This window comes from Paenibacillus barengoltzii NBRC 101215, assembly GCF_004000745.1.
Lineage (GTDB): Bacteria > Bacillota > Bacilli > Paenibacillales > Paenibacillaceae > Fontibacillus > Fontibacillus barengoltzii.
In genome coordinates, this window is sequence record NZ_BILV01000088.1 from 1 (window position 1) to 25,655 (window position 25,655).

21 protein-coding genes and 1 other annotated feature are annotated in these 25,655 nt (G+C 52.8%); of the genes, 6 read left to right on the forward strand and 15 right to left on the reverse strand.

Annotation, left to right across the window (positions count from 1 at the left end; genetic code table 11):
- Window positions 1-130 precede the first annotated feature (130 nt).
- The 4 genes from PBA01S_RS19550 to PBA01S_RS19565 all read right to left on the reverse strand — a co-directional run bounded on the left by PBA01S_RS19550 (window position 131) and on the right by PBA01S_RS19565 (window position 4,379).
- On the reverse strand, window positions 131-1,153 hold the full coding sequence (locus PBA01S_RS19550) for a glycoside hydrolase family 130 protein (RefSeq protein WP_028539687.1): 1,023 nt from the start codon (window positions 1,151-1,153) through the stop codon (window positions 131-133).
- A gap of 37 nt (window positions 1,154-1,190) precedes the next feature.
- A complete protein-coding gene (locus PBA01S_RS19555; RefSeq protein WP_009224132.1) occupies window positions 1,191-2,024 on the reverse strand; it encodes a carbohydrate ABC transporter permease in 834 nt (277 codons plus the stop codon).
- Between the two features lie 3 nt (window positions 2,025-2,027).
- A complete protein-coding gene (locus tag PBA01S_RS19560; protein ID WP_028539688.1) occupies window positions 2,028-2,903 on the reverse strand; it encodes a carbohydrate ABC transporter permease in 876 nt (291 codons plus the stop codon).
- Window positions 2,904-3,023: 120 nt separating this feature from the next.
- Window positions 3,024-4,379 (reverse strand): ABC transporter substrate-binding protein, encoded by a 1,356-nt coding sequence (locus PBA01S_RS19565; protein ID WP_028539689.1) that lies wholly within the window; start codon window positions 4,377-4,379, stop codon window positions 3,024-3,026.
- 250 nt (window positions 4,380-4,629) lie between these two features.
- Here PBA01S_RS19565 and PBA01S_RS19570 point away from each other — a divergent pair, with 250 nt between their 5' ends.
- The 4 genes from PBA01S_RS19570 to PBA01S_RS19585 all read left to right on the forward strand — a co-directional run bounded on the left by PBA01S_RS19570 (window position 4,630) and on the right by PBA01S_RS19585 (window position 9,202).
- Entirely contained in the window at window positions 4,630-5,652 is a 1,023-nt protein-coding gene (locus PBA01S_RS19570; protein ID WP_036700814.1) for a substrate-binding domain-containing protein, read from the forward strand.
- A gap of 177 nt (window positions 5,653-5,829) precedes the next feature.
- The gene (locus PBA01S_RS19575; RefSeq protein ID WP_085170943.1) at window positions 5,830-6,789 is read left to right on the forward strand and encodes a glycoside hydrolase family 113; all 960 of its coding nucleotides are present in this window, start codon (window positions 5,830-5,832) and stop codon (window positions 6,787-6,789) included.
- Between the two features lie 13 nt (window positions 6,790-6,802).
- Window positions 6,803-7,999, forward strand: a complete 1,197-nt coding sequence (locus PBA01S_RS19580; RefSeq protein ID WP_085170944.1) for an AGE family epimerase/isomerase — start codon at window positions 6,803-6,805, stop codon at window positions 7,997-7,999.
- 24 nt (window positions 8,000-8,023) lie between these two features.
- Window positions 8,024-9,202 (forward strand): glycoside hydrolase family 130 protein, encoded by a 1,179-nt coding sequence (locus tag PBA01S_RS19585; RefSeq protein WP_085170945.1) that lies wholly within the window; start codon window positions 8,024-8,026, stop codon window positions 9,200-9,202.
- Between the two features lie 58 nt (window positions 9,203-9,260).
- On the opposite strand, the gene PBA01S_RS19590 is transcribed toward PBA01S_RS19585, so the two are convergent.
- The 4 genes from PBA01S_RS19590 to gpr form a co-directional block, all read right to left on the reverse strand.
- Window positions 9,261-10,331 carry a LacI family DNA-binding transcriptional regulator gene (locus tag PBA01S_RS19590; RefSeq protein ID WP_174844502.1) on the reverse strand — a complete coding sequence of 357 codons (1,071 nt, stop codon included), beginning with the start codon at window positions 10,329-10,331 and terminating at the stop codon, window positions 9,261-9,263.
- A gap of 92 nt (window positions 10,332-10,423) precedes the next feature.
- Entirely contained in the window at window positions 10,424-10,951 is a 528-nt protein-coding gene (locus tag PBA01S_RS19595) for a hypothetical protein (protein ID WP_028539695.1), read from the reverse strand.
- An 18-nt stretch (window positions 10,952-10,969) separates the two neighbouring features.
- The gene (locus PBA01S_RS19600; protein WP_127576569.1) at window positions 10,970-12,385 is read right to left on the reverse strand and encodes a stage II sporulation protein P; all 1,416 of its coding nucleotides are present in this window, start codon (window positions 12,383-12,385) and stop codon (window positions 10,970-10,972) included.
- Window positions 12,386-12,543: 158 nt separating this feature from the next.
- On the reverse strand, window positions 12,544-13,557 hold the full coding sequence (gene gpr / locus PBA01S_RS19605; RefSeq protein ID WP_009224142.1) for a GPR endopeptidase: 1,014 nt from the start codon (window positions 13,555-13,557) through the stop codon (window positions 12,544-12,546).
- 205 nt (window positions 13,558-13,762) lie between these two features.
- On the opposite strand from gpr, the gene rpsT reads away from it, so the two are divergent.
- Entirely contained in the window at window positions 13,763-14,035 is a 273-nt protein-coding gene (gene rpsT, locus PBA01S_RS19610) for a 30S ribosomal protein S20 (RefSeq protein WP_016311419.1), read from the forward strand.
- Window positions 14,036-14,121: 86 nt separating this feature from the next.
- Here the strand turns inward: rpsT and holA are convergent, their stop codons facing one another.
- From holA to PBA01S_RS19640, 6 genes are all read right to left on the reverse strand, one after another.
- Window positions 14,122-15,150: a DNA polymerase III subunit delta gene (holA, locus tag PBA01S_RS19615; protein ID WP_127576570.1), complete on the reverse strand. Its 1,029-nt coding sequence runs from the start codon at window positions 15,148-15,150 to the stop codon at window positions 14,122-14,124.
- Window positions 15,151-15,662: 512 nt separating this feature from the next.
- On the reverse strand, window positions 15,663-16,877 hold the full coding sequence (locus PBA01S_RS19620; protein ID WP_127576571.1) for an anti-sigma factor: 1,215 nt from the start codon (window positions 16,875-16,877) through the stop codon (window positions 15,663-15,665).
- Complete coding sequence (locus PBA01S_RS19625) at window positions 16,874-17,422, reverse strand: RNA polymerase sigma factor (RefSeq protein WP_016311416.1); 549 nt, start codon at window positions 17,420-17,422, stop codon at window positions 16,874-16,876. Before PBA01S_RS19625 ends, PBA01S_RS19620 begins: the two co-directional genes overlap by 4 nt.
- A 172-nt stretch (window positions 17,423-17,594) precedes the next feature.
- A complete protein-coding gene (locus tag PBA01S_RS19630) occupies window positions 17,595-20,393 on the reverse strand; it encodes a ComEC/Rec2 family competence protein (RefSeq protein ID WP_127576572.1) in 2,799 nt (932 codons plus the stop codon).
- A 99-nt stretch (window positions 20,394-20,492) separates the two neighbouring features.
- A complete protein-coding gene (locus PBA01S_RS19635) occupies window positions 20,493-21,011 on the reverse strand; it encodes a deoxycytidylate deaminase (RefSeq protein WP_085278005.1) in 519 nt (172 codons plus the stop codon).
- A gap of 42 nt (window positions 21,012-21,053) precedes the next feature.
- The gene (locus PBA01S_RS19640) at window positions 21,054-21,620 is read right to left on the reverse strand and encodes a ComEA family DNA-binding protein (protein WP_255315398.1); all 567 of its coding nucleotides are present in this window, start codon (window positions 21,618-21,620) and stop codon (window positions 21,054-21,056) included.
- A gap of 238 nt (window positions 21,621-21,858) precedes the next feature.
- Here PBA01S_RS19640 and comER point away from each other — a divergent pair, with 238 nt between their 5' ends.
- A complete protein-coding gene (comER, locus tag PBA01S_RS19645) occupies window positions 21,859-22,794 on the forward strand; it encodes a late competence protein ComER (RefSeq protein ID WP_085278007.1) in 936 nt (311 codons plus the stop codon).
- Between the two features lie 30 nt (window positions 22,795-22,824).
- On the opposite strand, the gene leuS is transcribed toward comER, so the two are convergent.
- Window positions 22,825-25,266, reverse strand: a complete 2,442-nt coding sequence (gene leuS / locus PBA01S_RS19650; RefSeq protein WP_085278008.1) for a leucine--tRNA ligase — start codon at window positions 25,264-25,266, stop codon at window positions 22,825-22,827.
- 111 nt (window positions 25,267-25,377) lie between these two features.
- Window positions 25,378-25,594: a binding site (T-box leader), on the reverse strand.
- Window positions 25,595-25,655: the final 61 nt, after the last annotated feature.

Sequence of the window (25,655 nt, forward strand, 5' to 3'; positions counted from 1 at the left end):
TGGGTAACAAAATTACGTGAGTGAACCATTATCCTTCGGTAACATTTTTATATGAGTTGACACGTCACGGCCAGCGATTTTCCGTTTACAGCTTCAACCTCTCCAGAAGAACCCGGTCGCCTCCGTCCCGCTACATTCTACCGATTTCTGCGTCATCGCCAACTTCCTCATGCGTCGCCTTGACATAATCCACGATTTCCTGAACCGTCGTATAGGCGATCCCAACATAGGTATCTGCAGCGCCGTAGTAAATGGCGATACGGCCTGTGGCAGCATCGGTCAAAGCGGCGCAAGGGAACACGACGTTCGGGACGAAGCCGCGCTCCTCATACCATTCCTCCGGCGTTAATACATACGTGCTGGAGCGATATTTCACGCGGGACGGTTCCTCTCGGTCAAGAATGACCGCACCCATGCTGTAAACAAGGCCATTGCACGTCCCGGTGACGCCATGGTAGAACATCAGCCAACCTTCGGTCGTTTCGATTGGAGCGGGACCGCCGCCGATTTTCACCGACTGCCACCAGCCTTGCCCGCCCTTGGTCATCACATGGCGATGTTTGCCCCAATAGACGAAATCCGGGCTTTCGCTAAGAAAGATGTCGCCAAACGGAGTATGCCCGCTGTCGCTGGGACGGGACAACATCACGAAGTTGCCTCCGATTTTCTTTGGGAACAACACGCCGTTGCGGTTAAACGGTAAGAACGGATTCTCCAAACGGACAAACGTCTTAAAGTCTTGGGTTTTGGCCACCCCAATCGAAGCGCCGTAGAAGTCCGTGCACCAAATAATATAGTAGGTATCCTCCACCTTCACCAACCGGGGATCATAGGCATATTGAGGTTGGAACGGCTTCCCCTCCTCATCCACAAAAGGAATACGCTCCTCGTCGATCTTCCATTCATAGCCGTCTTCGCTCCAGCCTGTATGCAGGTGAGGACGGCCGTTAATCGTTTCGGCGCGAAACACGCCAACAAAGCGGCCATCGTAAGGAACAACTGCGCTGTTGAAGATGCGCGCGATGCCTTTGGCCGGATTCCTCTTCACGACCGGATTGTCATTATGTCTCCATACGGGTCCTGCCGCATGCTCCGGTTTGTCTTGCCAAGGAATGTTCGGCAGGTTCTCTCCAATGATTTTCACTGTGCTCATGAGGTTACCCCTTCCAAATCAACTCAAATAAGTGTGTTTATTTAACGGAGCCTTGGGCAAATCCGTTATAGATGTATTTCTGCAGCGCCACAAAAGCAATCAGGATCGGCACAATCGTTATCATGATCCCGGCGCAGATCACTTCCCATTGCGAACCGTAAGGGCCTTTAAACTTAAACAGCGCGGTCGAGATCACCTGCAGGTCCTCGCTTGGCATATACAGGAACGGCGTGTAGAAATCGTTATAGATATTCACGCCTTTGACGATAATGACCGTCACGATGGCTGGGGCGAGCAGCGGCAAAATAATGCGCCAGTAAATCGTGAAATAGGACGCGCCGTCCAGCATCGCGGATTCGTCCAGCGATTCGGAAATCGAATCGAGGAATTGCATGAAAATATACACGGCGATAATGTCAGTGCCTAAGTAAAGCAAAATCGGAGCAAATCGTGTATCCACCAAGTGGAAGAAGTTGATGATTCGGAATGTCGCCACCTGGGTCGTCACGCTTGGGATCAAGGTCGCCAGCAAGAAGGCCCCCATCAACAGCTTGTTGCCGCGAAATTTGAAGCGGTTTAGGACATAAGCGATCATGGAGCCGATCAAGGTCGCGCCAAGAATTGAGATGACTACGATAATGACGGTGTTTCCGAAGCCAAGCAGCATTTTTCCATTAATAAAAGCCTTGGAGTAGTTGGCGAAATTCAGCCAGTTCTCCGGCGGCGTCAAAGGGCTGGTCGAACCGTATTCCTTGTTCGTTTTAAAGGAAGCGAACAGCACCACCACGATCGGAACGAGCGCGGCGAAAGCGCCCAGCAGCAAGCTGACATATTTAATGAAGGCCGCGGCTACGTATTTCAGTCTATACATGGCTTACTTCTCCTCCTTGATCAACAAGCGCTGCAGCAAGGTGACAATGATCACGATAAACAGCAGGACAACCGCCATGGCGGAGGCAAGGCCAAGCTTGTTATATTTAAACGCGGTGGTCACCGTTTGGATGACAAACGTATTACTTCCGTTGGAGCCGCCGGTCATAATGTACGGAATATCGAAGGCGCTGATTGCACCGCTGATGGCGAGGATCAGGTTGAGCTGCACAATTTTCATGATGCTGGGAATGATGATATGGCGGAACTGATGCCAACGGTTGGCCCCGTCGATCTCGGCCGCTTCGTAAATATCGGAACCAATCGACGAAATCGCGCCCAGGAAAATGATGAAGTTAAAGCCCATGTATCTCCACACGGATGCGCCCGCCAGCGAAATATTAATGATGTTCGGGTTCTTCAACCATCCCTGCGTGTAAGCGCCAAGCCCCACCGATTGCATCAAGGTATCCAGCGTACCGTCCGGACGGAAGAAGAACAGGAAGATAAACCCGATCGCTACCCCGTTTAAGAGGTAAGGAAAGAACAGGACGCCTTTAAAGAAGTTTTTGAATCGCACCTTAAAGCTAAGTATCGTTGCAAAATAAAGAGCAATTGCCATTTGAACAAAGGTCGCGCAAAAATAATACAAGCTGACCTTAAAGACGGTGAAATATTTGGAGTCGGTAAAGATCGTCTTGTAGTTCTCAAACCCTACGTAATCATAATGCTTGCTGTAGCCGTTCCAGTTGGTGAAGCTGTATTTGAACATATTAAAAACCGGCAAGTAGGCGAAAGTGAACAACAAGGCGACCGGGATCAGCGAGAAGGCGAAAATGATCACTTTCCGCTGGGTTTTGTAGCTTAAATTTTTGAACACCACTCACACCTCCAAAAATCCTGCAAAATGCCTATCTCTGTCTCTCCTTGGCTAAAATCACAAGGGAAACGCGCATCCGGCACGTTCCCCCTGCAACTTTGTCCTCCCCTGTGACCGGTGTTATTTCACGAATTTGGCGCGGGATTTCACCCAAGCGTCGTTGAGATCCTTCATGATGTCGTCATAGGATTCGTTCAGGTTACCGATCGCGGCTTCCATGATCCGTTTCTTGAATTCCGGCTGCCACAAGCCGATTTCCGCGTCTTTGTCGATTTTGTCCACCAGGCCCTCTTGCCCCGGTTTTGCAGGAGTCTGCAGTTCGAATTTCACGTCAGTTCCTTCGAATTGCTTCAGCGATTCCGGAAGAGGAGCGCCGACCACCGGGCTCATGCCGCCGGCTTGTTCCGTGGGATATCCGGATTTGTTGATGAACCAGTCCACCCAAGCTCTTGCCGCCTCTTTGTGCTTGCTGTGCTTGCTGATGCCCAGCGTATAGTCGTCTGCAAGCGGCATAATGATTTCCTTAGCATTCGTTGGGAAAGGCATGTAAGCGATGTCATCCGGATTCTCAGCTAAGCCTTGAACCTGCCCGATCGCCCAGGAGCCCAGCACCATCGCACCGATTTTGCCATTGGCCATGTCGGCTTTGGAAGCTTCCCAGTTCGTCGTTGTCGGGTCATCTTCAATCAAACCTTGTTTGGCGGTGTCGTACATCACCTTGTACAGTTCATAGTGCGGCTGTCCAGGAACGAAGTTGTCATCGGTGTTCGGCTGGATCACATTGACATAGTCGACGTCGCCGGCAACGGTAGTTAATACAGCTTCCCATTGCGTCAAAGGCCAGCTGTCTGCATAGTTGCTGTACAGAGGAATCGCGTCGCCTTTTTCTTTGATTTTGTGCAAAGCGGCCAAAAACTCGTCCGGTGTTCTCGGCGTCGTCGTTACGCCGGCGTCGTTAAATACTTTCTTGTTGTAGAGGATCCCGGAAAAGTTAACAGCGATCGGAATCCCGTAAACTTTGCCATCAACGGTTCTTTCCTCCAGGCCGATATACTGCTTGCTCATCTCTTCCAACGTACCCAGCGGTTCAAAAAACTCCGGCGTATCCGCCAGCGGAATGCTGGTTGGCAGCAACAGAACATCACCGTAATCGTCAGAGTTCATCCGCACTGTGATTTGTCCTTCATAATCGGAAAGCGCTTGGAAGTTTACTTTCACGTTCGGGTATTCCTTATTAAATTCGGCGGCATAATCCTTGAATACGGTGTCGACGATGTCTGTTCGTTGCGTAATGACGGTAATCTCTCCCGAGATGTCCCTTCCCGCCGTCTGTTCCGTGCCGGAGTTCGCGGTTCCGGCATTTCCGGCTGCATTGTTCTGTGCCGCGTTATTACGGTTGTTCCCTCCACAGCCAGCCAACAGAGTCAAAACAAGCATCAAGGCCAGCAAACCGATGAAAGCTTTGTTCTTTTTCACATCCGTTTCCCCTTTCAATTTATAAATTAAGTTATCGATAAACTAACTAAGATTCTATAATGTATACGTTTACTCGTCAATGACTAAATCCATTTATTTTCGGTTAATAAAGTAATGTATTAAGTTATTGCTTATGAATGATAAGTTTAATTTTTCGCTCATCTTCCTATTTACCAACAGAATCGGTATACTGGATTTTAGATCGATTGGCTCTGGATGATAGATTGAACGGGATGGTGAATATAAGTTCATGAAACGCAACATAACGATGAAAGATATCGCCGACAAGCTGGGCGTCAGCAGCGTTACGGTATCTAAAGCGCTGAATGACAAGGAAGGCGTCAGCGACAGCCTGAAGCTGAAGATCAAGAAGGTGGCCAGTGAGATGGGCTACCGCTTTAACTCGGCGGCCAAATCGATCAAGGACGGGCTTTCTTATAATATTGGCGTGATGATTCCGCAGCGTTTTACGGGTCTTAGAGAGTCCTTCTATTTGCAGGTTTATCAGCAGATCGCCATTCAGTTGGACCACTATGGCTATTTCGGAATCTTAAATATCTTAAGCAGCGAAGATGAGGAACAGCTCAATTTCCCGCGGGTATACAGTGAAAATAAGGTGGATGGCATCATCATTTTGGGGCAGGTCAGCAAGAAGTACATCGAAACGGTGCAAAATATGGAGCTGCCGAAGCTGTTTCTCGACTTTTATGACGAGCATGCCGCGATCGATTCAATCGTTACCGATAACTTTTACGGCGCTTACGAGATCACGAACTATCTGATCCGATGCGGCCACCGCGAGATCGCTTATGTTGGCAACGTCTATTCCACCAGCAGTATCCAAGACCGCTTCCTGGGTTACTACAAATCGCTGCTGGAGCACGGGTTGAAGTTTAACGAGCGTTATCTGATCAATGACCGTGATGAACACGGTACCTATATTGATATCGAGCTTCCGGAGCAAATGCCTACCGCGTTCGTCTGCAACTGCGACCAAGTCGCCTATCTTTTGGGCGAGCGCCTCACCAGCATGGGTTACCGTATCCCGGATGACTGTTCGATTGTCGGGTTCGACAACGACGTATACGCCACGCTGGCAAATCCGCCGCTAACTACGGTTGAGGTGGATATTGAGCAGATGGCCCGATCCGCCGTCAAGGCGATTATGGATAAAGTGTCCAACCCCCATCGCCGCATCGGCCGCATGCTGGTGCAAGGCAAGATCATCTACCGGGATTCCGTTAAGAACCTTAATACCGAACCCGCCGAGTAATCGGCGGTTTTTTGCTTCTTTAGGACAACTTCACGCTAACAAATTCAAAATAAAAAAGGTTGAATCCACCGTTTAGCCGTTATATAGTTATCTCATAATTAGTATTTTGTTATCTTAATTTATATAACAAATGATAACAAATTTTAAATTTTTGAGATCGTGGGGTGAAATGCAAGTATGCAATCGCTCGAACATTATATTGCCGGAATGACCTGGGGGTTTATGGGCGTCAGGGGGACCTGGGGCAACGAGGCCGCAGCTCATTCCATGGAAATGATGGCGAAGGTGACCCGCAGTAACTGGACGGCCATTGCTTTTGCCGCACTGCAAGCAACAGCCTTCTCCACGGATATCCCCTTCTGGGAGGCGCCGACGGTGACCGACGAGGAAGTCCGATGGGCCATTCGTAAGGCGCATTCGCTGGGGTTGAAGGTATGTCTGAAGCCGATCGTGAACTGCGCGGACGGAACTTGGCGAGCGCACATTAATTTTTTTGATCGAGACGTCCCTTGTGAACCAAAATGGTCTGACTGGTTTGCCTCGTATCGCGCATATCTCCTTCATTTCGCGCAAATCGCCGAGGAAACCGGGTGCGAGATGTTCTGTATCGGCTGCGAAATGGTGCAAACCGACCGGCGGGAAGCGGAATGGCGCGCTTTGATCGCCGACATTCGCCAGGTTTACCACGGACCGCTGACGTATAACTGCGACAAATATCAAGAGGACAATGTGATGTGGTGGGATGCCCTGGATGTGATCAGTTCCAGCGGCTACTACCCGATCGGAGACTGGGATCGTCAGCTGGATCGAATTGAAAGCGTTGTCCGGAGATACGGTAAGCCGTTTTTGTTTATGGAAGCCGGCTGCCCGAGCCGCACCGGGTCGGCGAACGTCCCAAATGACTGGACGCTGCAGGGTGCAGTGAATGAGGCAGAACAGGCGGAATATTACCGCACGATGCTGGAGAAATGCGGAGAACGCGATTGGGTCCGCGGCTTGATGCTGTGGGATTGGCCGGCGCGGCTGTACGATCGGAGCCAGGCTGCAACAAATGATGGTTACTGCATTTATGGCAAGGAAGCGGAGACGGTCGTAGCTGAAGCTTATGCCGCCAAGCTGAACGCGATCGAGCGATAAGGAGGTTTTTTACGTGGAAACCCATGATTGGAAGGTACAGCTGCAGCAGGAGCTGCAAGGCAACATTCTCCCGTTTTGGATCGAACATACAATCGATTGGCAGCATGGCGGCTTTGTCGGATACATCGATGAGCAGCTCAACAAGCACCCCGAGGCCGATAAAGGGCTGGTGCTGCACGCCCGCATTCTATGGACCTTCGCTTCGGCCTATCGTCGATTTCCCGATCCCAAATACCTGGAAATCGCCGAGCGGGCTTATGATTACCTGAAGACGCATTTTGTGGACCCTCAGTACGGCGGTTTCTATTGGATGGTGGATGTCCAAGGACGGCCGGTTCAAGACAAAAAGCAGGTCTACGGGCAAGCGTTTGTCATTTACGCTTTGACTGAATATTATCGCGCAACCTCCAGCGAAGAGGCATTGGAGCAAGCGGTCAACCTCTACCGCCTGCTGGAGCAGCACAGCTATGATCCGGTTCATAAAGGCTATGTTGAGGCTCTGTCCCGCGACTGGAAACCCACCGGGGATTTAAGTCTCAGCAACAAGGATCTAAACGAAAAGAAATCGATGAATACGCACCTGCACGTGCTGGAGGCGTACACCAATTTGTACCGGGTATGGAAATCCTCTGAGCTGCGGGGCAGCTTGTCCGAGCTGATCGAAGTGACGCTAGAGCAAATCATCGATCCGAAAACTGCCCACTTCCTGCTGTTCTTCGATGACGGCTGGCAGGTCAAAGGACATCATGTCTCGTATGGCCATGATATCGAGGGCAGCTGGCTGCTCGTCGAGGCAGCCGAGGTGCTGGGTGAGCCCGCTCTGCTGCAGCGCGTGAAGGAAACCGCCTTAAAGATGGCCGAGGCTGTGTATGCGGAAGGCGTTGACCGGGACGGCGGGATATGGAACGAAGCCGATCCAAACGGCCTGACTGACGATAACAAAGACTGGTGGCCGCAGGCGGAAGCGATGGTTGGTTTCTACAATGCGTACCAACTGACCGGAGACCCCAAGTACCGGGCGGCTGCAGCAAATTCCTGGAGCTTTATTCAAACGTATCTGGTGGATCGTAAACACGGCGAATGGTTCTGGGGCGTGGATCGAGGCGGCGCACCGTTGCCGGGCGAACCAAAGGTCAGCCCTTGGAAATGCCCTTATCATAACAGCCGCGCGTGTCTGGAAATGCTGGAGCGTCTGGAACGTGAGAAGTAATTTGATGGATCGGAGGAATTGAGAATGAGCCTATTTGACGAAAGAAAACAGCAGCTGACCGAACGTTACGAACAGCTGATTGCGCGCCGCAACGAGAAAATGCCCTATGGCAACGGGGTGTACGACCGCTACCGCTATCCGGTCTTGACGGCGGAGCATGCGCCGCTCATTTGGAGATACGATTTCAATCCGGCGACGAATCCGTATTTCTCTGAACGCCTTGGCGTCAACGGCGTGTTTAATCCGGGAGCCATCGAGCTGAATGGAAAATTTTATCTGATCGCCCGCGTTGAAGGCGTAGACCGCAAATCGTTCTTCGCTGTAGCCGAGAGCGATAACGGCATCGACGGCTTCCGTTTCTGGGATAAGCCGGTGGTTATGCCCGAAACCGAAGATCCGGACGTCAACGTCTACGACATGCGGGTCGTGCGGCATGAAGACGGCTGGATTTACGGACTGTTCTGTACGGAGCGGAAAGACCCCCATGCGCCGCGGGGAGATCTGTCGAGCGCCGTAGCCCAGTGCGGCATCGCCCGCACGAAGGATCTCGTCACTTGGGAGCGGTTAGCCGACCTGAAAACGAAATCTCCGCAGCAGCGCAATGTGGTGCTGCACCCCGAGTTCGTAGACGGGAAATACGCGTTCTACACCCGTCCGCAGGACGGCTTCATCGACGCCGGCTCCGGCGGCGGCATCGGCTGGGGGTTGTCTGATTCGATCGAGCAGGCGGTCATCGACGAGGAAATCATCGTTGACGACCGCAAGTACCATACGATCAAAGAGGTCAAGAACGGCCAAGGTCCCGCCCCGATCAAAACGGATAAAGGTTGGCTGCACATCGCCCATGGCGTGCGGGGAACGGCGGCCGGGCTCCGCTACGTGCTGTACGCCTTCCTCTCCGACTTGCAGGAGCCGCAGCGGGTGACGCATCGGCCGGGCGGCCATCTGATCGCACCGGAAGGCGAGGAGCGTGTCGGCGATGTGTCCAACGTCGTGTTCTGTAACGGCATCATCGCCCGCGACAACGGCGACGTCTTCATCTATTACGCTTCCTCTGATACGCGCATCCACGTCGCCACAACGACGGTCGACCGGCTGCTGGACTACGTGCTGAACACGCCGGAGGATCCGCTGCGCTCCTATGCCTGCGTACAGCAACGAATCGATTTGATCGAGCGGAATATCCAATTTCTGAACAAGTAAAACAAGCGAGCTGCCAGGAGTTCATCTCTTGGCAGCTCGTTTGTTTGAGTTGACTTCTTTACTCGGCCTTTCGATGCGGCTCGGCGGTGGAATCCCGGTATACCGTCTCGACGGAGATCATGATTTTCTCCCGCGGCGCGTCCGGTTGGGCCAGTCGTTCCAGCAGCTTCCTCACCGCCCGCTGGCCAAGGTTCTCCTTCGGCACGTTAATGGTGGTAATGGCCGGAGTGTACCGGGCCGCATCGTCGATATTGTCAAACCCGCTGACCGTGATATCCCCGGGCACGTGAAGGCCAATCTCACTCAGGACGGAGCAGGCATGCATCGCGATGGAGTCGTTCGCACACACAAGCGCGGTCGGGAGCGTCCCTTCCGCTTTCTGCCCCTCCAGCCATCCGCGCAGCACGTCGCCGTAAGCCCCGGTGTCGACACCTTCCAGCTCCAGCATCGGATCCTCCAGGGACTGCGGTGTCAAGCCGTTCTCCTCCAAGGCGCTGCGGAAGCCAATCCAGCGGTCCCGAAAGCTGCGGGAAAACGTTAAATTGCCTAAGAAATGCAGCTTCCGATGCCCCAGGCCGATCAGGTGATTGGTCAAACGGGCCATCCCATCAACGTTGTTAGCGAAGACCGTGTCGCTTGGAATCAGCGGGTCCTCGTGATCGACCAGCACGATCGGCAGCCCGATCCGGTGTACCTCCAGCAGGAATGGGGTGGCGATCTGCCCCACCCCGATCATCCCCAGAATCCCGTCAGGATTCAGGATGCTCATGAAGTTGTCACCGCAAGGTTCGGATACGATAATCATCCCCAGCTCCTGCGCCTCCAGCTCCCGGGAGATGCCTTCCAGCAGTCTACCCCAATACAGCGATTCCTTGTTCTGAAACCGGATATTTGGCATCAGCACCAGCACTGACTGCTTGCCGGCCGGTGCCGGCAGCGCGGTTCCCGTAGGGATGACGTTCTTCACATAACCGTTCTTCTGATTAAAATACCCAAGCTGGGAGGCAGCTTGAATGACCCGCTCCCGGGTCTGCTCGCTGACCCCTCCCTTGCCGGACAAAGCTTTGGATACAACGAATTTCGAGACGCCTAGATGGTCGGCGATTTGCTGCATCGTAATTTTTTTCAAGGACTCTAACCTCCGAAATAACGTATAACGAACGGGTTCATAACAATATAACAACAGTATAACAAACTCGCCATTCGTTATAAATCGTTATTTCATTCGCCTGGACCAAACCAGGAGGCCACCCAATGAATGCTCTTCTGCGACGCCTGCTGCAATAGGTGAGCCGCTTTGTCGGCAAATCGGTCGATGGCCGGCGGCGAGGGCGGCGGCATCAGCAGGTCAGCTGGCGTCTGCAGCGCCTGACCGCCCCCCGTCGTGTTTGGCACATCGGTCCCGGATGGGGAGGTTCCGTAGCCGGGAACCTGGGTATAACCGCCTGTCGTTCCTTGCGGCGCGGCATTGCCTTGACCGGTTGTCCAAATGGGGGGGGATCCGGCGGTCCAACCGTTGTTGTTCTGCTGCAATTGCTGCTGTAATTGCTGTTGCGATTGTTGCGGCTGCTGCGATTGCGGATAGGGATAGATCATAGATTGTCCGTTCATGCCTGCAGTCGTCCCTCCGGTTTGAAATCCGGGGCCGAGGATCGAGCTGGTTCCGCTTTCGGCAAGCTGCATCCCCAGCGTCACCCCAGTCGCCAGCAATAAACCGTATACCAATGTTTTTCGCAGCATTTTAGCCATGTCCATCCCCCATTCAAATCAAGATTTCTTGTTTGTGCTGTTCGTTCCTTTGTTCGCGCTGTCCGAAGACTTATTGGAACTGCCCGCGCCTTTGTTCGTGGTGCCAGCGGACTTGTCCGTGCTCTTTGCGCTGCCGCTAGCGATGCCGTTCGTACTGCTCTTCGACAGCTTGCCTGCTTTCTCCGCGTCCTGACTTTCCCAATACAGATCGGCCAAAATTCCGGCCAGCACCTTGGCGGTACGCTCCAGCTCTTCCTGGCTGTTGTCGATGCCGCCGATTTCGATCAGCACGCTGTTCGGCGACAGCGACTGGTTATATTCCCCGTTGCCTTGGGAAGACGTCTTCCCCCAGATGCCTCTGGAAATCCCGGGATACGCCTTCTCCAACCGTTCATGGATGGAGCTGGCGAATTTCTCATTCTCGCGCCAATTCTTGTTCCCGTGTCCGATAATGAAGTATACCTGGGCATAATTCACACCGTTGATGGTTGTTGTCGTTTTGTCGTGGCGCTGCGAGTCGCGGTGAATATCGATAAAATATTGCAGCTGACCATTTTCAGCCATCGCTTGTTTGACAGTCTCTCGTGAATATTTATATGAGTAGTTGTAGTTGTAATTGCTCACCTTGGCCGCATAATTTTCGTACGTGTGTAAGGTTGCGACCCCTCTGCGTTCCAGCTCTTTCGCCAAGGCCTCTCCAACTAAGCCTACGTTCTTCTTATCCTCCGCCGAGCTCGGATTATCTACATTCGTGCCAAGCACGGGATTAAAAGATTCTTGCGGATGGGAATGATAGATCATCACGATATTTTTGTTGCCCGGCTTGATGGAAGGCTCCTCCTGATCCCCGGACGTGCCGTCCGTCTTCCCCGGTTCCACTGCTGGCGGCTGTGCTGTGTCCGAATTGTCGCCGTCCTTCCCGGGATCCGCGTTACTTCCATCATCGGGGATATCCGGTTCCGGGTGATCCGGCGCACTTCCGTCTGCTCCTGCGCCTGGCCGGTAGTCCTCCGGAGCCTGGGCCGTCCCGTTGCCGGAGCCGGTGCGCAGCAGGATCGGACTGTCAGCGCCAAGCCCTGGGACTTCCCGGGCTACCAAGCTCTTTGGATCGGACGGATTCACGTCCGTCAACAGCTGAAAGACGAAGTTCGTCACCTGCCGCCCGGAAATCGCCGGGGTCTGCTTCTCGCTAGCCACATGCGGCAGCTCCATGCCAACCATATCCATGAAGAATCCGCTGGACAGCGAGGCCGCCAGTCCTTTCATCGAGGAGACAGGGGAGGTGTTCAGCTGTTTCTCAGCGATCCCCAGCACCCCCAGCATGACGAAGAAGATCACCGACATGACCGACAGCAGCAAAAAGGTGCGTCCCATCGCCAACACATGAAGCAGATTCCTTCTCATTTTCCCTAGATTCCAAGCCTTGAATTTCATATGCATGTCCTCCTCCAGCCGCTTTCAAACTATATTCCAAATCTATGAACCTAGTTGAAAGGCTAGAACCTCAAATTCTCACACAAAAAAAGAAATCCGCTAGATTCGCGGATTTCCTTGAGATTTAAGGAGAAGGAACTAGAAGCAGCATACGCTCGTTAATGCGTGTAGGACGCCACGTTATCCGGAGTAACTGCCTCATGCAGCGAGATGTTGAGTCCGCTTGCAATGACGTTGGCAACGTCCTCGATGAATTCATCAATTTCCTTCGGCGTGACGATCAAATCATGGCCGAGCGGTTCAAGCACCTCTTTGACGAGACCCAGACGCTCGTTTTCGCTCAGGTCGTTCAGCATGCCCATGATCTGCTTGGTCGGAGCTTTTCCGTCGTCGCTTTCCTGGTTAAAATGATTTTTCATCAAATCCAATACATTATTTACGATCGTCGATGCGTAGCACACCGTTGGAACGCCGATGGCGATACAAGGCACGCCCAAAATTTCCTTGGTCAGCCCCCGCCGCTTATTGCCGATCCCTGAGCCGGGATGGATGCCGATATCGGCGATCTGGATCGTGGTATTCACCCGCTCCAACGAGCGCGAAGCCAGCGCATCGATGGCGATGATGAGATCGGGTTTTGTCCGATCCACGATCCCCTGCACCACTTCGCTGGATTCAATACCGGTAATGCCAAGCACCCCGGGGGCAATCGCGCTAACCTCGCGGTAACCTGGCGCTACCTGGTCCGGTGTCAGCTCAAAATAATGGCGGGTGACCATCACATTTTCCACCACCAGCGGTCCAAGCGCATCCGGCGTGACGTTCCAGTTGCCGAGGCCAACGATCAACGTCTTCGCCTCCGGTCCAACCCCGATTTTATTTAAAAATGCAGTAAACTCCTTGGCGAACGCCGCAGCCACCTTCTCCTGCAGCTCGGTATCCTGATTGCGGAGACCGGGAACCTCCAGCGTCACATAATGCCCCTGGATTCGTCCAATTTGCCGCGAGGCTGCCTCATCGGTCACATCCAGACGGGTAATCTTGATCCCGTCCTGTTCCTCGACCTGCTCATTGAGCCCAGGGACCGGGCCGCCATGGATCGTCTCCGCCATTTCCTTTGATTCAACGGCCAAGTCAGTGCGTACGGAATATTCGCGCAAGTCCAAGTTCATGCCATAAGACCTCCATTTCCTCTGATTGCCTTTATTGTGCGGGAGAGGGAATGGGTTTATACATCCCTTCTGCGAGGCTGAAAAACTTGCGCGAAATCGAGAGATTCGGTATGATGAATTTATTGCTTTTTGCTATCTTGCGTGATAAAATATTTTAAGTTGTGAATCATCTGGGTTGATATATGCTTTACAGGAGGTGAATGCAATGCCTAACATTAAATCCGCAATCAAACGCGTAAAAACGAGCGACAAACGCCGCGCGTTGAACGCTTCGCAAAAATCCGCCCTGCGTACAGCTGTGAAAACAGTTGACACCGCTCTGGCGAACAACGAAGTTGAAGCAGCTAAAGCTGCTTTCGTGGCTGCTACCAAAAAATTGGACAAAGCCGTTACTAAAGGTCTGATCCATAAGAACGCAGCTGCCCGTAAGAAATCCCGCTTGGCTAAAAAATTAAACGAACTTACGTCCCAAGCGTAAGACTCGTTAAATGATACGAAGCTCAAAAAGACCTGAACGATTACGTTCAGGTCTTTTTGGTTGCCGTTTGGGCCGAGCCTCTGGCTTCAAACCGCGAGTTTTAGCAAAAACAGCTCCAGCCCCAGCACTTTGTCGATTTGCCCGCTTTTCATCCGGTAATCCAGTTCGGCCAGCTCGGATAAAATCGCCTTCAAACGGCCGGTTTCAAACTTCCGGGCCTGGTCGCCGGCCAGCTTGACAACGTACGGATGCAGGCTTAACTGGGAAGCAATCTGTTGCTGCGAATAGCTTTGGCGGGCGAGCTCCTTCACCTGCAGCATAATCCGGAACTGGCGAGCGATGAGCGCCGCAATTTTGATCGGTTCTTCACGCTGCTTCAACAGCTCATAGAAAATGCCCAGCGCCTGCTCCAGCCGTATCGCGGCGATATGCTCCACCATCACGAACACGTTCTGCTCCGTGCTGCGCGCCACTAGCTGCTCCACGGCAGCGGTATCGATCATGCCGCCGGATCCGGCGTACAAGCAGAGCTTGTCCATTTCTGCAGCCAGTACGGCCATCTGCACCCCGCTTGCTGCAATCAAGGCTTCCGCGGCATCCCGCCCGATACGGCAGCCGCGCTTCTCTACCTCTTGCACGACCCACTGAACGAGCTCGCTGCCTCCAAGCGGTAAAAAGGACAGCACCGTACCCGCCGATTTGATCGCTTTAACGACCTTCTTCCGCTCGTCCAGCTTCTCCCCGTTCACAACAAACACAACAACGCTATGATCTGCCGGGTTGCCGATATACGTCAGCAACGCTTCGACTTTATGCTCAATCTTGCCGCCTTCCTTGCCCCCTGCGACAAGCAGAGTGGAGTCGCGTACAACGATCAGCTTGCGCTCCACGAGAAACGGCATCGTCTCCGCTTCCTCAACGACCACCTCAATCGGCGTCTCCGCCAAATCAAAGGTCGCGATGGCAAAATCCTTCTGATCCGGATCCACCAGCTGATCCTGAAGTAATCCTACAAACTCCTGAATTTGATACTTCTCCGTACCGTAACAAACGTACAACGGGGAGACCCGCCCCTGCTTTATGTCTTTTATCGCTTGTTTCTGCTTTGCGTCCATCGGTATCTCCCTTTCGACTTTGTTGCCTTCTTCCATCATACTTCGATTTCACGTATTCGTCCAAGCCCTGATACCGATAAGTCGCGTAACGGACCGTACAGCCCTTATTTGTCCATTTCCCGGCTATTTCCCATTTTAACAGACACCTGAGACCTTATTTGGTACTACCTGCACCCTTTTAGCTCGATTTGTCCAGAATAAGGTCTTCTCGGTCCGTTAGAAATCGCTAATCCTTCAATAGGTGAAAATAGCGGCTCTAGAGTCCGTTATGTCCGGCTTCCTTTTAAACGCAACAGAGGGACCTCTGCCTCGTGGCGAAAGATCCCTCTGTCCCGGAACATCTATATAAACGCGGGCTAAAGAGCTCTAGAAACTCTCCCGCCTGCGGTCATACGACGATCAGGGTTTAATCCGTTATCTCTACTATACATATAACCTATTCCATATCTCCTGAAAAGGTGACTGCTGCAAGTTCAAAAAAACGCCCAAATTCGTCCGTTATTCCATGCTATTTAGGGCTGTGTTCTTTTTGCAGCATCCGCAGCCGCCTGCTCAGCATAAAGGGTATGAATCACTGGGGTTCCCTCGATTTCTGTCTCGTACGTAAATATATGACCTGATTCCGACCACGAACCGTCAACCCAATTCCCATCGATCACTTGATCAGCCACCAGTTTCCGTTCCTGGGCTTCAAGACGATAGACATACAGATGTCCGTCCTTGAACTCAGCTTCAAATGCCCCATCTGGAGAAGTCCAAATATTAAAGCTTGCGATGCCATACTTCTCTCTTGGATTATCGAAGGTCACTTGCTGATCTACAATTGAGTTCTCTAGAATATCCGGAGTTTCTGGATCGCCCGCAGAGTCCGAATTTCCTGCTCCCGGCGATGTCGGCCCTTGCGCAGGAGCCCCGTTGCTGCCGCCATTCGGAACCGAGGGGCTGCCGGAGGAACCGTGGTTCGCTTGATTTGGCTCACTAGGAGATTTATCGCTTGTACCTGAATTACCCGGCGTCACCGCTGGAGAACCGGAATCCGGTGCATCGCCGGGTGCGATTCGCTCTTGGGTACCGTCAGTATTCGGATCTTCCGCCGGAGGAACTACATCCTTGGACACTGGCGTATCCAAATCTCCGGCCCCAGGCGCCCCCGTGTTGGTGTCGTCACTGAACAGCTGAGCGTTGCTCGCTGCATCGTCCGCCGAGTTAGTCGCCGAGGATTGCTTGTTCGCCGATTCCAACGCAGTGTCCATGGCGATCTCGGCATCGGATACAGTACGCGGTTCGTATTGATAAATGAATACGCCCAAGATCAATACCGCCGCCACACCAAGCGCCCCGTACCGGTAAATCCGGCTCCGACGCATTCCTGTTCCCGCATCAGGACGACGAAGACTGCGCCGGCTCGGCAGCATGCCGCCTTGACCGGCATCCGCATCACGTTGCACCGCTGTCATCGGCAGTACGATGTCCTCAGCCGTACTGCCGCCTTCACGGCGAGCCCGGTCGATTTCATCCAACTGCGGAAGAATCGCGTCCACAAGACTGTAGTTCGGAACTACCTTCGGCAGATCCTCCAATTGCGCAGATAACTTGCGAAGCAGCGCAAATGTCTCGGCGCACTCTTCACAACTGCGCATATGCTCAAAGAGAAGAGAGGTCTCCTCTTCATTTAAGTCATGGTCTAGATAACGATGCATCCATTCCACCGCCTCTGGGCATTTCATCCTGATACACCACCTTTCTGATAATCTTGGAGTAAGTGTTGCAGCTGTTGCCTTGCCCTAAATAAATAGGATTTCACCGTATTCAGCGGTAAATTCAAGCTCTCAGCAATTTCGTTATACGAAAAATCTTGCAAATACCTCAGCACAACCACCGACCGATGGTGTTCCGGCAATTGTTCAATTGCGCTTCGGATGTCCTCGGCCAAGTAGCCTGACATCACTTCCCGTTCTACGCTATCATTCCCCTGAAACACCATTTCGTGCTCCTCGATCGATACGGTGGGCTTATTTCTACGAAATTTGTCGATACAGATGTTGGTCACAATCCGCTGGACCCAGGTTTTGAACTGAGCTTTTTCTTCATAGGAACCGATTTTCGTATAAATACGAATAAGTGCTTCCTGAGCAGCATCATGTGCATCCTGTTCGTTGTTTAGAATATAATAGGCCGTCCGGTACACGTGGCTTTCAATTTCTCGCAATAGGGTGATTAGAGCGTCGCGATCGCCCGTTTGAGCGGCTCTGATGAGTCCCTGCTCTACCACTAAGGCTCCCCCTTCCTTGCATCCTTACAGACGCTAATGTCCGACAGGATGTTGCAATGTTGTTACTATTTTTTAAAAAATATTTTAGAAGTCCACCCTCTAAGCAATCTGACCTAAGGATACCAGAAAAAAAAGGCCCCGTCATCTTTATAAACCGCGAAAGGGCCCGGTTTTATGGGATTGGGAGCAACTTATATCTAACCTCGATTCTTCCCTCTCGAACTCGCATCTGGACCTCGCCTTGATGATCAGTTCGATAGATTCGAATCTGTTGAGCGTTCAGCCGATCAACGACTGTAGGATGCGGATGACCATAAAGGTTTGAAGCCCCAACCGAAATAACTGCGGCTTCTGGCTGCCAATAGTCCAGCCAAGCTGCAGAGGTAGAGGTTTTACTGCCGTGGTGGGCGACTTTCATGACATTGATTGAGGAGAGCTGCGGTGTTGTCGTTCCCGAAGAGGTCAATCGTTCAAGGCCTAATACTTCCTTCTCCGCCGTTTCATCCATATCACCTGTAAATAAAAAGGAAGCTCCATTCATATCTAAACGAAAGACGATCGAGCGGTGATTTTGTTCTTTCACGATGGGGATCGGGTGAAGCGCCTCCTCAGGCATCAAGGGATAAATCACCTCCAAGCGGGTGGCGTCATCCGGTTGCAACTTCATGCCGCGGCTTGCCGCATATACCGGAATACGCTTAGTCAGCGCCGTTTCCATCAAGGTCGTCATCGTCTTAGACTCGGCCAGGCTGCCATTGATCACAACGGCTTCCACAGGAATGGAGTCAATGACCGCCTGCAGTCCGCCGATATGATCCTGGTCCCCGTGCGTTAAAATCACCGCATCCAAGCGATGGATCCCACGCTTCTTGAGCAGCGGAACCACCGTTTTGGCCCCGACCTCGAAAGGTTCACGCCGCTCCCGCCACGCATCCTTCGCTTTGCGAAACGAGACCGTCCCCCCGCCGTCCACTAAAATATGCTTGCCAGATGGCGTAGTAATCAGGGCACAGTCACCTTGACCCACATCGATGAACTCGATATAGCCGGTCCCTTGGCTGTAGGCCGGTTGATATCCGATGATCAGCAGCAGCACAAGGCCTGTGGCTACACCCAAACGAAGAAAATCCTTTCGTTTCATCCATGCCCATCGTCTAAGCGATATTGCGATCGCCCTCCATCCGTAACCCTGTTGGGTCCAGGCGGTTTTAACCGCTGCCAGTCTACCAAGTCCCCCTAGCCTAGCCTGATTTCCAGGCACGTCCTGAGACCACTCCCGCCAGTTGATATGAGCGAAAGCTACCTCTCGTTTAGCTGGATTGAGAGGCACAGTATCGTCATCCTGCCCACGGACAGTTAAGGCCTCGGCGGCAATACGCTCACGCCGTTGTCCCCAATATACCAACAGATAGCATCCAGCATAAAAAGCTGCGATCCAAAGCAGCGAAGGCGATTTCCAATACGTCATAAACCCGCTGCGTGTGCTCAACCAGTTGGTTGCTTCAAACGTTGCCGTATTCAACCAGCGTACCGGAAGAGCTGCCCATGAGCCCAGCTTGATCGACAGCAAACTTAATAGTAATGCCCCTGTTCCTAGGGGAAGCGCCAAGGTGCCGATGATCGGGACTAGCAGCAAATTAGCCGGAATGGACAGGAAAGAGAACTGGTTAAAATAGACGATCGTTAATGGAAAAGACACCAGCTGTGCCGCCAGCGTAATCGCCACCGCATTTCCGATTTTGCCTGGCAGCCACCTTAGATACGGGGTTAAGCGCGGGACGAATACAATCAGCCCTGCCGTCACAGCAAACGAGAGCTGGAAGCTGACATTCAGTAAATAATACGGATCCCAGATTAGCATCAGCATCGCAACAGCGGCTAATACGTTCAGGCTGTCTTTTAGCAGCCCGCGCCTTAGCAAGTACAAGCCCAATATCGTCATCAGCCCAGCCCGAATGACCGATGGAGATAAACCGGTAAGCAGCATATATCCCGGAACGAAAACAATAGCAACCGTGTTTGCGGTCTCCCGCGTCACCCGGCAAAGACGGAGTAATCCCAGAACAAGCGCCACGTTAATCGCAACATGGCTGCCGGAAATGGCGAGGATATGCGTGAGCCCAAGCTGTGTAAACTCCGCGTATTTATCCGGGTCGAGCTCATTCTGCAAGCCAATCAGCAGCCCCTTCATATAACCGGCTTGCCAGTCCGGAAACAATCGCTCAATGCGCTCGCCAAGGCGTTCGCGCAAAGCATCGACAGATCCTAAGGCAGCGGCGGCGCCTCGGGATGGCTGTCCCGCCTTCAGAGACGATGCCCCCGAAGCTTTGACCAGCCAATGGATCCGCTGCAAATGTAAATACCGACGGTAATCAAATGCGCCAAAATTGCGGGCAGGCTGCGGTAACTCCAGCGTTCCATTCAGCGTAACCCGTAGCCCGCGATGCCAGGTGGCTGCCGTCTGCTGTTCGCTTTGCGATGCGAGCCGCAGCTGGACCGCAACCTTTTCTCCACGAGGAATCTCATGCTTCGCCAACGCTTTCCCATCTGGCGAAATCAGCGATAAGCCGCTGACTTTCAGCGTAAAATCAGCCCGGTCCCCATCGACCTTGACCGTGGATACGATCGTTCCCTCCATACGGATGGTTTGACCATCAAGCGCCTGCGCCCCCTCCTTTGTAGGGCTTGTCCCTGTTCCTGCTTCTTTTTCTGCTTCCATACCGGCCACTATCGGTCCGATCCGGCTCACATTGCCCGCTTCGTTATACAGCCAATAGCAGCCCCCAAGCAACAAAGCCAACCCTGCCAAGGCGAGACTCCGCCAAGCTTGACGCCAAATGATGGCAATGGCTGTACAGACCAACAACAAGCCCAGCCCAAACAACCAAAAACGCCAGCCGGTATAAGCTGCCGCCAAGCCGCTTCCAGCGATCCAACTGCAAGTTATCGCAATTAACGGTCTTCGGTTCATGGACATCCCCCTCCTGGTCCACCTCAACAAAAAACACCCCACCCGCCCTAAGGCGAATGGGGTGCTTCCACATTCAATAATCGATCAAAAAAATTTCAATTATTCTTCCACGTGCGCAATCGTTTCCTGCGGCGGTTGATACCCTTCCAGGCGGCGGAAAGTGATGCCTTTTTGCTTCATCATGGCCGTCACTTTACCGGTATCCTTCGGATAGGGCCGATGGAATACGATCTCCGTAATGCCGCTGTTGGCCAGCATGTTTGCACATGTCCAGCACGGCTCATCCGTCACATAGACGCTGGAGCCTTCCCGGTCGATCCGGTCCGTGAACAACAGCAGGTTCTGTTCGGCATGGATGGTACGGACGCAGCGCTGTTTCTTCACCATTTTCTCCTGTCCGTCCTCTACCACCAGCTCGTATTCTTCCGCAATCATACAGCCTGCCTCCGAGCAGTCCGGAACACCGGAAGGGGCGCCGTTATAAGCCGTGCCGAGCAGCTTCTTGCCCTGAACGAGCACAGCGCCGACATGACGTCGGTTACACCGCGACCGCGTCGATACCATATAAGCGATATCCATAAAATACGTATCCCAATCTTTGCGTTTGTCCGGATTCATATTCCATCATCACCCTCGCAAGTCATGTTTCGATCACAAGAATTACAGCCCGATATAAGGCTTCATTTTCTCCAGCATTTTGTCTCCGATGCCTTTCACCTCGGTCAACGCTTCTATGGAGGTAAAAGGACCATGCGCATTTCGGTAATCGAGAATGGCTTTGGCTTTCTTCTCGCCAATCCCGGGAATTTCCTGCAGCTCGGCCAACCCGGCGCGATTAATGCTGATTTTTCCCGTATCCGTAGAATTCCCGGCTTCTTCCTTGGAGGCTGCAACTCCGCTGACCGCTTCGGCCCCTGTAGTAGATCCTGCGTTCTGACCTGCAGCATTCACATGCGTTGCTGTCTCTCCTGAGATACCCATTAAGTCCGTTTTTCCGGCTGCGGTTGTCCCAGTCACCTCATCGTCAGGCTTGTCCACGGCTGACCCAGTTTCTGAAGGATTTGCAGCCTTTAGCTCGCTTCGATCCACAGCCGCGCCCTCTGCAGCCAAAGCCGCCTTAACCTCGGCATTTATCGGCGTCCAGCCTTCAATGCCTGCAGGCGAGCGACCGCCCGTTGCCAGAAGCATCAATCCAGCGCCAATCACTGCTGAAACGATAGCCGTCAAGACGAGTTCCCTCCGCATATCGTATCTCCACTCCTCTTCCAACATCTTAAAAGAATCTGCCAGTAGTCATGAAGATCCAATCAAGCTGCATACAATCTATACAAGTGAAGTAGAAACGGCAGAAGTAGGTTCGCAATAACGTAAGATGAACCGCCTCATTACAACAAACACATGAACGAGTGCAATCACTTTAACGTTTTACCAATACAGTGCGTGAAGCACGGAAAGGGGAAGCCGGATGAAAGTCGCCTTCATCGGAACCGGAGCCATGGGAAGCCTGCTCATTGACGCGTTTTTGCGTTCCGGTGCGCTGCTCCCGCAAAATATTTGTGCCAGCAACCGCTCTCCCTCGAAAGCGAAATGGCTGGCCCAGCGCCATCCCGGACTGCGGGCGTACAGCAGCAATGCTGAAGCCGCCCAGGGAAGCAAAATCGTCTTCTTGTGCATCAAACCCCTGGATTACCCCGATGTCATCGCGGAAATCCGGGACGTGCTCGATGATAATCAGATCGTCGTGTCGATCACGAGCCCCGTTCAGATTGAAACCTTAGAAGCTGCCATTCCCTCAAAAATTGCCAAAATCATTCCCAGCATCACGCATTCCGTGCACAGCGGTGCTTCGCTCTGCATCTACGGCGGGCGGATTCGCCCCGAAGATCGTCTACTCCTAGAGCAGCTGATGTCCTCGATCAGTACGCCAATCACCCTCAAAGAGAGCGAGACTCGAATCGCATCCGATTTATCCAGTTGCGGGCCAGCATTTGTAGCTCATATGCTGCAGCTGTGGGCCGAATCCGCCGCTGAACGAACTGGAATCAGTTATGAGGAAGCGATTGCGCTCGGCTCGGAAATGCTGTCAGGCACAGGCAAGCTGCTCACCGAAGGCGGTCTGAATCCCGAGCAACTGATCGAACGGGTTGCCGTCCCCGGAGGCGTGACCGCTGAAGGGATTGCTGTGCTGGATTCCTGTCTGCGGGAGGTATTTGCCCGTCTGATCGATACGACTCATCGTAAATACGACGACGATATCAGCAAGCTGCATACGTTGTTTCATCCGGCCACACTGGATGAATCTCCGTCGTCTTCGGATCAAGCTCCGTCATGTCCGGAAAAGGAAGCCCCCTTGTCCGGCGTTAAGCCGCCAGATGGATCAGGGGCCGCCTCCATTCCCTGAACATACCTACATCCTCACAAGGAAATGAGCTTATCCGACGACGATATTCACCAGTTTGCCTGGCACTGCAATCACTTTGCGGATCGTCTTCCCAGCCACAGCCTGCTGAACATTCGGCAGGCTTAAGCTATGTTCTTGCATCGCCGCTTGATCCAAGTCTTTGGAAATCTTCGTGCGTTCTACGATTTTTCCGTTCACTTGCACGACGATTTCAACTTCGGATTCTACGGTCCAAGCCTCATCGTACGTAGGCCAAGGTTCATACGTAATCGTATCAGTATGACCAAGACGTTCCCACAGCTCTTCCGCCAAATGCGGTGCCAGCGGGGACAGCATCTGTACGAAGTTTTCCGCCGCCGCTTTCGGCACAGCGTCCGTTTTATAAGCTTCGTTCACGAAAATCATCAACTGGCTGATCGCGGTGTTAAAGCGCAGGTTTTCAAAATCCTCGGTCACTTTCTTGATCGTCTTGTGCCATGTACGTTTGAAATCGTCGCTTCCACCGTCCGCCGTAATTTTCGGATTCAGGCTGCCGTCTTCCGCAATGAACAGACGCCAGACGCGGGACAGGAAGCGATGAATACCTTCAACGCCGCTTTCATTCCATGGTTTCGTTGCTTCCAGCGGTCCCATGAACATTTCATATACGCGCAACGTATCCGCCCCATATTTGTTTACGATTTCGTCCGGATTGATGACGTTGCCGCGGGATTTACTCATCTTCTCATTGTTGGTACCGAGAATCATCCCTTGGTTTACCAGCTTTTGGAACGGTTCTTTGGTAGTTACAACCCCAAGATCGTAGAGCACCTTATGCCAGAAGCGAGCGTAGAGCAGGTGAAGCACCGCATGCTCGGCCCCGCCGATGTACAGGTCAACCGGCAGCCATTCCTGCTGCTTCTCCTTCGAGCACAGCTCCTTGTCGTTGTGCGGGTCGATATAACGCAGGTAATACCAGCAGCTTCCCGCCCATTGCGGCATCGTGTTCGTTTCGCGGCGAGCTGGCAGCCCCGTTTCCGGATCCACGGTGTTCACCCATTCGGTCACGTTCGCCAGCGGCGATTCCCCGGTACCCGACGGTTTGATCGCATCTACATCCGGCAGAACCAGCGGCAGCTGATCTTCCGGTACCGGCTTCATCGTGCCGTCTTCCAGATGCAGAATCGGGATCGGCTCCCCCCAATACCGTTGACGGCTGAACAGCCAGTCGCGCAGGCGGTAAGTCACTTTGCCGCGGCCTTTGCCGTTCTCCTCCAGCCAGGAGATCATTTTCTTGATGGCTTCCTCCTTGCCCAGGCCGTTCAAGAAGCCGGAGTTCACATGGGCTCCGTCGCCCGTATAAGCCTCTTTCGACAGATCGCCGCCCTCAACCACCTCGATGATCGGCAGATCATACTGTTTGGCGAATTCATAGTCGCGCTCATCATGCCCTGGTACAGCCATGATCGCACCGGTTCCGTAACCCGCCAGCACGTAGTCGGCAATCCAGATCGGCAGCTTCTCTCCATTGACCGGATTGATCGCGTACGCGCCGGTGAATACCCCAGTTTTCTCCTTAGCCAGGTCGGTACGTTCCAGATCGCTCTTCCGCGCCGCTTGGTCTTGGTAAGCTTCAACCGCTTGGCGTTGAGCATCGGTCGTGATCTTCTTAACCAGTTCATGTTCTGGAGCAAGCACCGCATACGTCGCTCCAAACAGCGTATCCGGACGAGTCGTAAAGACCGTCAGAGACGCATCATGACCTTCGATTTCGAATACGACTTCCGCACCTTCGGATTTCCCAATCCAGTTGCGTTGCATATCCTTGATGCTTTCCGACCAATCCAGTTCCTCCAGGTCTTCCAGCAGCCGTTCAGCGTATTCGGTAATTTTCAGCACCCATTGACGCATCGGCTTGCGGATGACCGGATGGCCGCCGCGCTCACTCTTGCCGTCAATGACCTCTTCGTTCGCCAGCACCGTACCCAATGCCGGGCACCAGTTCACTGGAACTTCGGCCACATAGGCCAGACCTTTTTTATACAGTTGGAGAAAAATCCACTGCGTCCATTTATAATAATTCGGATCAGTTGTACTGATCTCGCGGTCCCAATCGTAAGAGAAGCCCAGCGACTTGATTTGGCGCCGGAAGTTGTTGATGTTCTTCACCGTGATGTCACGCGGATGTTCGCCCGTATCGAGCGCATGCTGCTCTGCTGGCAACCCGAAAGCATCCCAACCCATCGGATGAAGTACGTTATAGCCGCGCATCCGTTTGAAGCGAGAGACGATGTCTGTAGCTGTATACCCCTCCGGATGGCCTACATGGAGGCCTGCTCCCGATGGATAAGGGAACATGTCAAGCGCGTAAAACTTCGGTTTCCCCGCCTCTTCCCGTGTTTTAAAAGTTTGATGCTTTTCCCAATAAGCCTGCCATTTCGGTTCAATGGCCTGGGCCCGGTAAACATCATGGGGCACATTTTGGTCCGCCATAATTCAAAATCCTCCTTGAAAACAACAATTTGAAATGCGGGATCCACGTCATAAGCCGACGAGGTGAACTCCCTAAAATCAAAAAACCTCCCGACCCGTAGCGTTATGATCGCTAGGGACGAGAGGAGATTTCCCGTGGTACCACCCTAGTTAGCATCGGACATGCTTTGTCCTAGCTCCCTTTGCACCCTTAACGCGGGCAAGACGATGATGATTTGCGCATCATAACTCCAAGGCGAGTTCATCTGCATTCCCCAACCGGCTTGCACCAAACGCCGGCTCTCTGGATGGCGGAATCCAAATTACTATTCCTCTTCAAAGTTCCACAATATAGAATTGAATTATCAATTATTATATAAAATAATGCCACATATCGTCAACGTTGCGCG